Origin of the sequence: Streptomyces gobitricini (assembly GCF_039532985.1) — a bacterium.
In the GTDB taxonomy this organism is placed as follows: Bacteria; Actinomycetota; Actinomycetes; order Streptomycetales; family Streptomycetaceae; genus Streptomyces; species Streptomyces gobitricini.
The window spans coordinates 210,085-221,960 of sequence record NZ_BAAASR010000015.1; the positions used below are offsets into that span (position 1 = coordinate 210,085).

Annotated in this window: 9 protein-coding genes; 3 read left to right on the forward strand and 6 right to left on the reverse strand. The window is 73.7% G+C overall.

The features are described from left to right. Nucleotides 1-351: 351 nt before the first annotated feature. A complete protein-coding gene (locus ABD347_RS13490) occupies nt 352-1,653 on the reverse strand; it encodes an MFS transporter (RefSeq protein WP_344360508.1) in 1,302 nt (433 codons plus the stop codon). A 349-nt stretch (nt 1,654-2,002) separates the two neighbouring features. On the opposite strand from ABD347_RS13490, the gene ABD347_RS13495 reads away from it, so the two are divergent. Then, nucleotides 2,003-2,749, forward strand: a complete 747-nt coding sequence (locus tag ABD347_RS13495; RefSeq protein ID WP_344360510.1) for an SDR family oxidoreductase — start codon at nt 2,003-2,005, stop codon at nt 2,747-2,749. Here the strand turns inward: ABD347_RS13495 and ABD347_RS13500 are convergent, their stop codons facing one another. The 4 genes from ABD347_RS13500 to ABD347_RS13515 all read right to left on the reverse strand — a co-directional run bounded on the left by ABD347_RS13500 (nt 2,750) and on the right by ABD347_RS13515 (nt 9,658). Next, nucleotides 2,750-3,784, reverse strand: coding sequence for a DNA topoisomerase IB (locus tag ABD347_RS13500; RefSeq protein ID WP_344360512.1), 1,035 nt, complete (start codon nt 3,782-3,784; stop codon nt 2,750-2,752). Nucleotides 3,785-3,848: 64 nt separating this feature from the next. Then, nucleotides 3,849-4,187, reverse strand: coding sequence for a DUF3140 domain-containing protein (locus tag ABD347_RS13505; RefSeq protein ID WP_344360514.1), 339 nt, complete (start codon nt 4,185-4,187; stop codon nt 3,849-3,851). A 114-nt stretch (nt 4,188-4,301) separates the two neighbouring features. Continuing rightward, the gene (locus ABD347_RS13510; RefSeq protein ID WP_344360516.1) at nt 4,302-6,698 is read right to left on the reverse strand and encodes a SpoIIE family protein phosphatase; all 2,397 of its coding nucleotides are present in this window, start codon (nt 6,696-6,698) and stop codon (nt 4,302-4,304) included. A gap of 59 nt (nt 6,699-6,757) precedes the next feature. Next, on the reverse strand, nt 6,758-9,658 hold the full coding sequence (locus ABD347_RS13515) for a SpoIIE family protein phosphatase (protein ID WP_344360518.1): 2,901 nt from the start codon (nt 9,656-9,658) through the stop codon (nt 6,758-6,760). Nucleotides 9,659-9,833: 175 nt separating this feature from the next. Between ABD347_RS13515 and ABD347_RS13520 the strand changes: the two genes are divergently transcribed. Next, complete coding sequence (locus tag ABD347_RS13520; RefSeq protein WP_344360520.1) at nt 9,834-10,766, forward strand: MurR/RpiR family transcriptional regulator; 933 nt, start codon at nt 9,834-9,836, stop codon at nt 10,764-10,766. Nucleotides 10,767-11,047: 281 nt separating this feature from the next. Here the strand turns inward: ABD347_RS13520 and ABD347_RS13525 are convergent, their stop codons facing one another. Beyond that, complete coding sequence (locus tag ABD347_RS13525) at nt 11,048-11,308, reverse strand: DUF5133 domain-containing protein (RefSeq protein ID WP_344360522.1); 261 nt, start codon at nt 11,306-11,308, stop codon at nt 11,048-11,050. Between the two features lie 277 nt (nt 11,309-11,585). Here ABD347_RS13525 and ABD347_RS13530 point away from each other — a divergent pair, with 277 nt between their 5' ends. Further along, nucleotides 11,586-11,777, forward strand: a complete 192-nt coding sequence (locus ABD347_RS13530) for a DUF2795 domain-containing protein (protein WP_344360524.1) — start codon at nt 11,586-11,588, stop codon at nt 11,775-11,777. Nucleotides 11,778-11,876 lie beyond the last annotated feature (99 nt).

Genomic DNA, 11,876 nt, shown 5'->3' on the forward strand with positions numbered 1-11,876 from the left:
CCGCCGCCACCGGGGCCGGGTGGGCCCCGGTCGCCGCCCCCGGGGCCCGTCCGGTGGGCGGTTCCACCGCCCCGTGGTGGCAGGCTGTTCTGGGCGGTACGAGTGTGGTGGACGGTGGGGTGGCAACGTGGCGTGGGCGGGCGGCGTCGGACGGTGGTGGGGGGCGTGGCCCCTCCGGGCTCGTCTCCTCGGGGCCGGCGGCCTTGGGTACCGAGATGCGGAGCCGTTACGGCGCCGCCGACCCCTGCGGGGACGACCCTGCACGGCCCCACCCCGGGCCGGATGCCGGGTGCGGGTTGGGAGGCGGCGGGTGCCCCACGGTCGGATGCCGGGTGTCGGTTGTGGGTGGGGTCAGGCCGCGGTGGAGAGGGCCGGGTGGGGCGTGGGGACCGGGGTGAGGACCGGCTCCCGCGTGCGGCGGCGCCGAAGGAGGTGCCCCGCGCCGATCGCGCCGGCGATGAGCAGGCCGCCCGCGACCAGGGCCCCGCGCGCTCCGGCCAGCTCCATCAGCAGGCCGAGGGCCGGCGGGCCGGCGAGTCCCCAGACGGTCTTGATGCTGCCCCACACGCCGAGGACGCGGCCTCGCATGTCGGCGGGCGGGTCGGTCTGGAGGACCGTCGTGCCGGCGGTGTCGGAGACCGATTCCACGACGGCCATCGGCAGGACGAGGACCAGCAGGACGGCGAGCGACGGCGAGAGCCCGGCGACGGCCTGGAGCAGCGCGCCCGCCGCCGCCAGGGTGCCCACGAGCCGTACGGAGGGCTTGCGCAGCCGGGCGCCGAGGACGGCGCCGATGATGCCGCCGACGGCGAGGACCGTGGAGACCGTGCCGAAGGCGCCGGCGCCGCCGGCGAGCGGTCCGGTGACGAGCACCGCGAGGGTGAGGCCGTAGTTCCGGCCGAAGACCGCGCTGATGCCGGTGATGCCGGCGAGGGCCACCAGCCGGGGGCGGCGGGCGAAGAAGGCGAGTCCCTCGCGGACCGTCATGGCGTCGGGGGCCTCGTCGCGCCGCACGGCGGGTGCGGCCCGCCCGGCGGCGTCCGCCACCGGACGCAGGAACGGGATGACGGCGGCGACGAACAGGAACGACACGCCGTTCGCGACGTACGCGGCGGCCGTACCGAAGACCCCGACGGCGAGCCCCGCGAGACCGGTGCCGGCGAGCCGCCCGGCGTTGCTCACCAGGGACCCGACGCCGATGGCGGAGGGCACGTCCTCGGCGCGGACCAGGTCGTTGCCGAGCAGGGCGCAGGCGGGGCCGTCGATGGTGGCGATGAGACCGGTGACGGCGGCGAGCACCATCAGGACGCCCAGGTCGAGCTGGTCGAAGGCGATGAGCAGTGCCGTGGCGAAGGCGACCACGCCGAGCAGCGCCTGGCTGACGGCGGCGGTGAGCTTCCGGTGCCAGCGGTCGACGGCGGCGCCTCCGGCGACGCTCATGAGCAGTCCCGGCGCGGCCTGCACGGAGAGCGACAGGCCGGTGGCGGCCGGGGAGCCGGTGATCTGGAGAACCAGCAGGTTCTGCACGGTGAGCTGCATCCACGTACCGGCGTTGGACACCAGGTTCGCGACGGACCACCAGCGCATGCTGCGGTAGGTGAGGGAACGCCACGGCGAGCGGTCGGCGCGCGGGCGGGCGGGGGCGGGGGGCATGGAAGAAGAAGGCACGGTGAGCTACGGGGGGGTGACGAGCCGGTGGACTCGGATGGCGGAATTCGGCGGAAGTGAGGCACCTGCTGCACTGCACGGCCGGTCCACCGGGTCTGTCTGGTGCCGCGTGCCTCGTCGGAGGCGGTCCCGCAGCGTCGACCATGGTGACAGAGCGCCTGGTGCCACGGGGGACCCGGCCGACCGGGTCAACGCTGCGTGGAGCCGCTGTTTCCGTCCTGACCTGCGCTTTCGGCACTTCTGGTGTGCTTGCTCACAGTGACCGTCCGGCATGCCGTCCGTAGTGGCGCGGGCCACAGTGGAGTCAGTGACAGCGGAACGCGGAGGTTGGGACATGAACGGTGGAGTACGGGTCGATCTTCGGGGCCGGCAGGCGCTGGTGACCGGCGGGGCGCGCGGGCTGGGTGCCTCGATCACCCGGGGGCTGGCCGGTGCGGGCGCGTCCGTACTGGTCGCGGACGTACGCAAGGAGCTGGCGCGGGAGCTGTGCGAGGAGCTGGCCCAGGACGGCAGGGACGCCCGGTTCGTGGAACTGGACGTGACGGACGCGCGGGCCGTCGCCGAGGTGTTCCGGGAGCTGGAGCAGGACGGCCAGGCGGTGGACATCCTCGTCAACAACGCGGCCGTGGACGTCTCGAAGCCGATCGAGCACCTCACGGCGGAGGAGGTGACCCGGGTGGTCACCACGAACCTGCTGGGGCCGATGTACCTGTGCCTGGAGACCTACCGCCGGATGATCGCCCGGGGCGGTGGTCACATCGTGAACATCCTGTCCACCGCGTCGAACCGCACCTGGACGGAGGCGGGACCGTACGCGGCGGGGAAGTCGGGTCTGCGGGCGTTCACGCACACGCTGTTCCAGGAGGCGCAGCGGGACTGCCCGGGCATCGGCGTGACGGGCGTCATCGCGGGCGGCATGGAGACGCCGTTCATCCTGGAGCGGTTCCCGGACGCCGACGTGTCGATGCTCCAGAGCCCGGACATCGTGGCGGACACGGTGCTGTACGCGCTGTCGGTGCCGGCGGGCAGCGCCGTGTCGGAGCTGGTGGTGGTGCCGCGCAAGGAGCCGTCCTGGCCGTGATCAGACCTTCTCGGGCGGGCGTCCGGTGCGCAGCATGTGGAGCACGGCCCGTTCGGCCGGTCCCTGCGTGGCGGGGATGCCGTACGCGCCCTCGTCACCGAGGCGGGGCAGGGCCGCGGCGACGGTGACGCCCTCCTCGTACAGTTCGATCACACGTGGGTTGATGTAGGAGGCCCGGCAGACGGCGGGGGTGTTGCCGAGGTAGCCGGCGACTTCGCGGGCCGCCCGGGCGATGGCGCGTTTCCGGGCGGTCTCGCTGCGTGCGACGGACTCGGAGACGGCGAGCGCGACGGCCGCCATGACGGTGGCGTGCCAGGTGCGGAAGTCCTTGGCGGAGATCTCCAGGCCGGCCAGCTCCCTGAGGTAGGTGTTGACGTCCTCGCCGTTCACCTCCCGCCAGGCGGGCCGGTCCCAGTAGGCGAGGAGGCGCTCGCCGCCGCCCCTGCGGCGCAGCAGCGCGGTGAGGGTGCGACAGGCTGCCGGGTCGGCCACGGTCTGGACGATCTCCCTGCCGTGTTTGCCGTTGTACGTGAAGAGGACGGCCCCGGCCTGGCAGGAGGAGTGTTCGCGCAGCAGGGTGGTGAGGCCGTAGCTGTTGTTCAGCTCGGTGTAGCGGTCGCTGCCGATGCGGAAGAAGCCGAGGTCGAGCAGGCGTACGGCGGTGGCGAGGACACGCCGCCGGGTGAGGCCGCGGTCGTTGAGGTGGGCCTCGACGGCCTCACGGATGTCAGGGAGCCGTTGCGCGACGTCCAGGACGTGCTCGTGCTTGGCCTGCTCCTGCTCGGCGCGGAACCGCGGGTGGTACAGGTACTGGCGGCGCCCGGCGGCGTCGGTGCCGACGGCCTGGAGGTGGCCGTTGGCCCGGGTGCAGATCCACACGTCCTGCCAGGCCGGCGGGATGACCAGGGCTTTGATCCGGGCGAGTTCCGCCGGGTCGCGCAGCGGACGCCCGGAGGGTTCGAGATAGCTGAAGCCCCGGCCGTGGCGCTTGCGCCGGTAGCCGGGGTCGGTGGGGCGGCTGTGGTGGAGACGCAACGGATCCTCCTCAGCATGACGACGGACGCCACGTCCGGTGGGGAATCCGCGTGGGCCGTGGTGGTCAGGTCGGTTTGAGCGGGTCGTGACCGATGTCCATCAGGCCGTGGCGCCAGTCGGTGCCGCCCGCCTGCGGGTCCAGGGACGGGTCGCGCTGGGAGCGGACGATCTCGCAGACACGCTCCATGGCGCGCACGTCGTCCGGCGTGAGGTCGGTACGCCGCTTGCCGAGGATGCCGAGGACGCGACGGCCCAGGGGCTTCCCGGCGCGGTCGGGGACTTCCTCGCTCTCCTCGCCGGCCGCTTCGACGCTCAGCCACTCCTGGAGTTCGCGCGAGGTCATGTTGACCACGGTGTGGAACTCGTTCCACAGTGCGTCGCCGACCTGTTCGGACACTGCCATGACATACCTCCCTCGGGGCTGGGGCTCTTCCCCGGGTTTCCGGCGCGTCCGGTGGTCAAACACGGGGCCGTCAGAAGGTCAGCGGAAGGTCCAGAAGGCCAGAGGGTCAGAGGGTCAGGGCGGGAGCGGCTGCTCGGCCCAGATCGTCTTGCCGGTGGGGGTGTAGCGGGTGCCCCACTGCTGGGTCATCTGCGCGATGAGGAACAGGCCCCGTCCGCCTTCGTCGTCGATGCCCGCCCGGCGGAGGTGGGGCGAGGTGTGGCCGGTGTCGGAGACCTCGCAGATCAGGGTCCGGTCGCGGATGAGCCGCAGCTGGATGGGGCCGGAGGCGTAGCGGATGGCGTTGGTGACGAGTTCGCTGACGACCAGTTCGGTGGTGAAGGACAGTTCGCCGTCGAGTCCCCACGCGTCGACCTGCCCGGTGGCCAGGGCACGGGCCCTGCCGACCGCCTCGGGGTCGTCGGCCAGGTCCCAGGCGGCCACCTCGTGGCTGTCGAGCGTGCGGGTGCGGACGAGGAGGAGCGCGGCGTCGTCGTCGACGGGGCCGGGCAGCAGGGTGGTCACGATCCGGTCGCAGAGCTCTTCCAGGGGCCGCCGGTGCTCGGCGAGGACGGTGTGCAGCGTGTCGAGTTCGGTGTCGCGGTCGCGCGTGCGGCCCTGGACGAGCCCGTCGGTGAACAGGGCCATGAGGCTGCCCTCGGAGAGGGTGAACTCGGCGCTCTCGAAGGGCAGTCCGCCCAGTCCCAGCGGCGGTCCGGCGGGCACGTCGGGGTGGCTGATCCCTCCGGTGACGGGGTCGACGACGGAGGGCAGGGGGCTTCCGGCGCGGGCCATGCTGCAGCGCCCCGTGACCGGGTCGTACACGGCGTACAGGCAGGTGACGCCGAGGGCGGCGTCGTCGGTCTCGGCCTGGGCGGCGCCTCTGACGGCGCTCTGTTCGTGGACGTCCTGGGTGATGAGTTCGTCGAGGCGGGTGAGGAGTTCGTCGGGCGGGAGATCCAGCCGGGCGAGGGCGCGCACGCTGGTGCGGAGGCGGCCCATGGTGGCGGCTGCGCGTACGCCGTGGCCCACGACGTCGCCGACGACGAGGCCGACACGGGTGCCGGGCAGGGCGATCACGTCGTACCAGTCGCCGCCGACCCCGGCGCTGCTGTCGGCCGGCAGGTAGCGGTGGGCGACGTCCACCCCGGTCAGGCGGGGCAGGTGGCGGGGCAGCAGGCTGCGCTGGAGGGTGAGGGCCGCGGCGTGCTCCCGGGTGTAGCGGCGGGCGTTGTCGATGCAGACGGCGGCGCGGGCCACGAGTTCGTCGGCCAGCGGCAGGTCGTCGGACCCGAACGGGTCGGGGTGGCGGTCGCGGCAGAAGGTCACCACGCCCAGCGGGGCGCCCTCGGTGCGCAGGGGGACGGCGAGGCGGGAGTGCGGGCCGTCCTCCCGGGGGGACGCTTCCAGGACGGGGTGCCCGGCGGCCAGGCAGCGGGCCTGGAGCGAATCCGCCGGGTAGTCGAAGTCGGCCGGCCCGGTGTTCCGCGGCCGGTCCGAAGGCCCTTCCCACACCCGTACGACGCGCCCGGCGGTCGCCGCCGTGCCGGGGGCCGGCTGGTCGCCCTCCAGCACGACGTCGAGGAGGTCGACCGTGATGCCGTCGGCGAACGCGGGGACGGCGACGGCGGAGAGTTCCTGTGCCGTGCGGGTCATGTCCAGGGAGGTGCCGACCCGGCCGCCGGCCCGCACCAGGAGGTCCAGGCGCTGCTGGGCGAGGTAGCGGTCGGTGATGTCGACCGTCTCCTCGCACACGCCCAGCGCCCGGCCGTCGGCGTCCTGGAGCCGGTAGTACGAACAGGACCAGACGTGGTCGTGCTCGGGGTCGGTGGGCGGGCGGCCGCTGTAGTGGAGCTCTATGACCGGGTCGCCGGTGTCGAGCACCTGGCGCATGGCCTCCTCCAGCGTGCCCGGGTAGCCGTCGGAGAGGATCTCGCCCTCGGTGACCATCTCGTCGGGGCCGAGCCCGGCGTACTGGAAGGTGCCCATCTCCTCGTAGAGGGCGTGGTTGGTCCATACGACCCGCAGGTCGGTGTCGTAGATGGCGAGGCCGACGGGCGACTGGGTCGCCAGGCCCCGGAGCATCGACTGGAGTGCCTCCCACCGTTCCGTCTCGTGCGCGTCGGCCACCGCGAGCAGCCGGGCGGGGCCGGTGCCGGTGTGCGACAGCGGAAGGGTCGCGGTCGCCACGCGGATGATGTGACCGTCCCGGCGGCGCATGTGGAGCACTCGGCGCCGGGCCTGTGCGGCGCCGGGCAGGGGGGTGGCCATGTGGTACTCGCCGGGGCGGTCCACGACGAAGTGGCCGATGGGCCTGCCCACCGCCTCGTGTGCCGGGTAGCCCAGCAGGGCGTGGGCGGCCGGGCCCCAGCCGACGACCGTTCCGTCGGCGTCCAGGACGGCCGTGGCCGCCTTCGTGACGTCGAGGGGGCCGCGGAAGTCGGCACCCTCGGCCGCGTGATCCGCGCTCATGGCACCTGCCTTCTCCGTCTCCTCATGGTGGGTCGGCGCCCCGTGTGGCACAACCGCTCTCACGCCGTACGGCTCCGGGAGCGGTCACCGTCCGCCGACCGGGCGGCGAGGAGCAGGGCGATGTCGTCGGGCCGGTCACCCGTCGGCATGGCTTCGCGGATGAGCCGCTCGGCGGTGTCGGCGAGCGGACATGTGCCGATGCCGGACAGGGCGCGGCGCAGCTGCTCGATCCCCAGGTCGATGTCGGTGCCCGGCCGTTCGACGAGCCCGTCCGTGTACAGGGCGAGGACGTCACCGGGGGCGAGTCGCAGCTCGGTGACGGGGTAGGACGCTTCGGGGTCGATGCCGAGGACCACACCGCCGGGCAGATCGAGGACCTCCGTTGTGCCGTCCGGGTGACGCAGCAGGGGCTGGAGGTGGCCGGCGCGAACGGCGCGGGTGCCGCCGGTCGCCGCGTCCAGGACGATGTAGCAGCAGGTGGCGAACTGGCCCGCGTCGAGATCGATGAGCAGCCGGTTCGTCCCGCTCATCACCTCCTCGGGGTCGTGCCCGCTGAGGGCGAAGGCCCGTACGGCGCTGCGCAGCTGGCCCATGGTGGCGGCGGCGGCGACACCGTGTCCCTGGACGTCGCCGATGATGAGGGCGATGCCGCGGCCGGTGTCGATGACGTCGTACCAGTCGCCGCCGACGTCCATGCCCTGGGTGCCGGGGAGGTAGCGGCCGGCGGTGTCGACGCCGTGCAGCCGGGGCAGCCGGTGCGGCAGGAGGGCGTCCTGGAGGCCGCGGGCGAGGGCCGCCTCGGAGTCGTAGCGCCGGGCCCGTTCGAGGGCCTGCGCGATGAGGCCGGCGAGGGCGGTGAGGACGGTGCGCTCCTCCGGGCTGAAGCCGCGGGGCTGGTCGAAGCCGAGGATGCAGGAGCCGACCGGGCGGCCGGAGGCGATGAGGGGGAGGAAGGCCCGGGCGCCGACGTGGGCGTCCAGGGGGATGCCGGGGTAGGCGGCGGCCAGCCGCTGCATGGACTCGAAGAAGATGGGGCGGCCGGTGGTGAGGGTCTCGACCCCGGGCAGCCGGGCGTCCAGTCCTACGCCGTCGAACCGGTCGAGGAACCCCTGTGGGAAGCCGGTCTCCCAGGCGAGGTGCAGGTGACGCTCGTCGAGGAGGTAGATCGCCAGCTGGCGGCCGCCGAACGCGGGCAGGAGCTCCTCCGTCACCACCACGGAGACCTGCCGGGCGGTGACGGCCTCGGTGAGCGCGATGGCGAGGGCGACCGGGCGGTACAGCATCGACGCCCGGTCCGCCGGGGAACCGAGTCCGGCGCCGGGCGCGACGACCGATCCGGGCGTGTACGCCGGCCGGTCGGCGGCGGCGAGGGTCATCGTGATGCCCTCGTGCCCGGGGTAGAGGGAGACCGACAGCCACGCGTCGGCGTCGCGCCGGGCCGGGAAGTGGACGGGCTCGGCGGAGAGCAGCGCGGCCCGGAAGTGGTCCTCGTACGCGGGCCGCCCGAACCAGGGCAGGGCGTCCCACAGGACCCGCCCGACGAGCTCGGGACGGGGGCGGCCGACGAGGGACTCGGCGCTGCGGCTGACGAACATGATCCGCCCGAGCCGGTCCAGTGAGCAGACCCCGTCGGGCAACCGGTCGGCGCCCGCGGCGGCGACGGGCCCCGCGCCCGGCTCCACCAGGGAGCCGTGCAGCCCTCCCTCCCCGCGGGTCACCTCAAGCAGGCAGGGGCGGCCGTCTCGGGCCCGCAACCAGATGCGGCGGGCGCGTACCCCGTCGGAGCCGGCCACCTGGCGTGCCACGGTCCACAGGCCGTACGCGTCCTCCGGCGCGAGGAGCGCCGTGAGCGCGTCGGCGCCGGTGGACTCCGGCCCCCCGGCGCCCCCGGCCCCAGGGCCCCCACTGCCATCCCCGTCGGGGGCGGTGGCGTTGCCGGGGGTGGTGGGGGTGGTGGGGGCGGCAGAGGCGGTGCCGCCGTCGGGGGCGGCGGGGGCGGTGGCGTCGGGGGTGGCGGGGGCGCCCATGGCCGCGGTGCCGGCGCTGCGGCCGGTGTCGGGGCCCCCGTCGGCGTCGGGGGGCGCGTCGGCGTCGGGGGGCGCGTCGGCGTCGGGGGGCGCGTCGGGGCCGTCCGCGCCTTGGCCGGAGCCCGTCTCCGCTCCGGTGCCCGTCGTGGCGTCGCGTCCCTGTACCGCGCCCGGTCCCGGCCGGGCCTCCGCGTCACCGTCCAGGCCCTCGACCGGATCGCCGCCGCTCCCCGCGGCACGGTCCTGGCGCGAGCTCGGGGCCGAGGCGGCGGGCCCGGCGCCCAGGATGGCGTGGAGGGGCTCGTCCATAGTGACGGTGCCGGTGGCGGGATCCCAGTGGAGGTGGCCGGTCCGGACGGGCGGGGTGGCGCGGGCGGGGAGCTGGACGTTGACGGGCGGATCGTGCCAGGCGACGGGGGTGCCCCGCGCGGCGAGGCCGGCGAGCTCCGCGCCGAGGCGCCGCGCGGTCTGCCGCAGCCGGTCCCGGTCGGCCGGGGCGACCGGGCGGCCGGGGGTTGCCGTGCGGAGCACCACGACCACGCCGAACGCCTCGCGGCCGTGCGTGACCGGCTCGTACAGCGACCCGAAGGGAAAGGGCAGGCCCGCCATGAGCTGGGGGAAGCGCCGCATGGCGTCCTCGGCGTCGGCGAGATGGATGCCCGTGCGGGACCGGTAGGACTCGGCCACCGGGAAGGGACGGTTGATGTGCATGCGCCACCAGGGGCGGAACAACCGGGCGGGCAGCCCGGCGAGCGTGGCGAGTCGCAGCAGGCCGGGGGTGGCGGGACGCAGGTAGACGCCACCCGCGAAGCCACCGGTGGCTTCGACGGCGTCCACGGTGGCAGCGGCCAGCTCCAGGGTCAGGGGATCCGGGAGAGCCGTGGCCTTCCCGTGCCCGTTCCCGGTGCCGTTGCTGTCTGGTCTGCCTGGCATGTCCCAGCCTCGTTCAGCGGGAGGGTCCGGCGGCGCCGTGGCGGTGCGGCGCGGTGCCGGGGCACACAGCCAGCATGCTCCCGAGCGGCCGCCTCGTGCACATCGGTGCTCCCGGAAGCGGCCTCGCCGGTTGAGCTATGTTGAGCGGAATCAGGACAAGAAGGAGGCATACGGGGTGCCATCAGGGCAGCAGGCACGCGCGCAGGCGGCTGCGATCACGCCGGGCAAGCCGTCCTCCACGGAGGAGTCGGCGCCCGCTGTTCCCATGGACCGGGTGATGGCGCTGTTCGGCGGCCACCGGCTGTCGCCCGCCCAACGCCGTATCGCCCAGTACATGATCGACCACCTGACGGAGGCGGCGTTCCTGTCGATCACGGACCTCGCGGAGCGCGTGGGCGTCAGCCAGCCGTCGGTGACGCGGTTCGCGACGTCGCTGGGGTACAGCGGGTTCCCCGCCCTGCGGGAGGCGTTGCAGCCCATCGCGCTCAGCGCGGTGGCCGGTACGCCGGACACCCGCGAGGAGATCCGGCGCAACGAGCTGCAGGCCGCGATCGACGCCGAGATCGAGAACCTGGAGCACCTGCGTCGCCTGGTCGCCGATCCGGGCCAGATCCTGGGCGTCGGCGGCGAGTTGGCCGCTTCCGTACCCTTGACCGTCCTGGGACTGCGTATCTCGGTGTCGCTCGCGGAGTACTTCGCGTACGCGGCCCGCCGCATCCACCCCGACGTACGCCTGGTGACCCGTGGTGGCAGCGTGGCCTACGACGCGCTGCTGCAGTCCCGGGAGGCGGGCGGGACGTGGGTGCTGGCCTTCGCCATGCCGAGGCACGCCCACGAGACGCTGTCGGCGATGCGGTCGGCCCGCCGGGCGGGGCTGCGCATCGCGCTGATCACCGATCTGACGCTCGGGCCGCTGGTGGAGGAGGCCGACGTGACACTGACGGCCGGGACCGGCTCGCGGCTGGTCTTCGACTCGTACGCGGCGCCCGGCGTCCTGGCGGCGTCGGTGCTCCAGGCGATGGCGGACGCCAACCCGGAGCGCACGCAGCTGCGGTTGGAGGGGTACGAGCAGGCGGCCGAGCAGCACAACTTCTTCCTCGACGACTGACTCGGAGCCCCACGGCCCTCACCCTCACCACAAGGGCGTTTTCCGCCCTTTTCACGACCAAGAGCGCATGAAAAAATTCATACGCTTGCTTACTCAACGGTAAATATATTTACTGCTCGGACACCCCGGGGAAACGGACCCGGGAACCGAGCAGAACACCGGTGCGACGGCGCTCCCTCCTCGCGCCGCCCCTGGTGTTCCGGCCGGGCGCTCCGCACTCCCCGCGGACACCCGTGGCGGCCCCGGTCAACCCCTGGGCCGGGGCCGCCGAAAGTCCACCGTCAGGTGGCGGTGACCGTCGCGGAGGCCACCGTGACCGTGGCCGTGGCCGTCGCCGCCGTGGCCGTGGTGGCCAGCCTGGCGCGCGCGGCGGCCAGCGCTTGGTCCAGCTGCCGCGTTCCGGTGGTCACGCAGAGCGTGTACGCGACATCGTCGAGCCGTCGTTTCAGCTCGGGCGCGAGGGCCAGCTCCTGGGAGGCTGTGCACAGGGATTCGTAACGGGCGACGAGCTCACGAAGCACTGCGGGATGCGCCAACAGCATGAACGTACCTGCCTTTCCCACGCCACGAAGCAAGGAGAGAGGGAACGCCGGTGTCTTCTCCAGGCCGGCCTCCCCGGGACCGGGCGATGCGCCGGTCCCCGAACCGGGTCGCCCTCCCGCACATGGATGTGCCCGCACTCTCCGGTCCTCACACGACATTGTGATGCAACCGTGACGGATCCGCGCTGCGTGGGGAGAAAGGGCACCTGTGCTCCATTGTCGTGACATGGACTTCGGCCCCGGTACCCCGCCGGGGCGCGGGGGTATCCCTCGGACCATGGCTGTGAACCCCATCGAAATGCAGAAGGCCCTCGGCGGCGTCAACTACCCGGCGTCGAAGGACGAGATCGTCGATCAGGCATCGAAGCACAAGGCCGGCCAGGAGGTCATGAAGGCCCTGGACTCCCTCCCCGACAAGGAGTACGACTCCCCCGCCGCGGTCAACAAGGAGGTCGCCAAGGGCGACTGACACGGCTCCCCCGACCCCTCCCACCTCGCCCCCCCGTCCCCCTCCGCCCCGTCCCCGTATCCCGGGTGGCGGGGCGGACGCATGCCCGCGCGCCCGCTC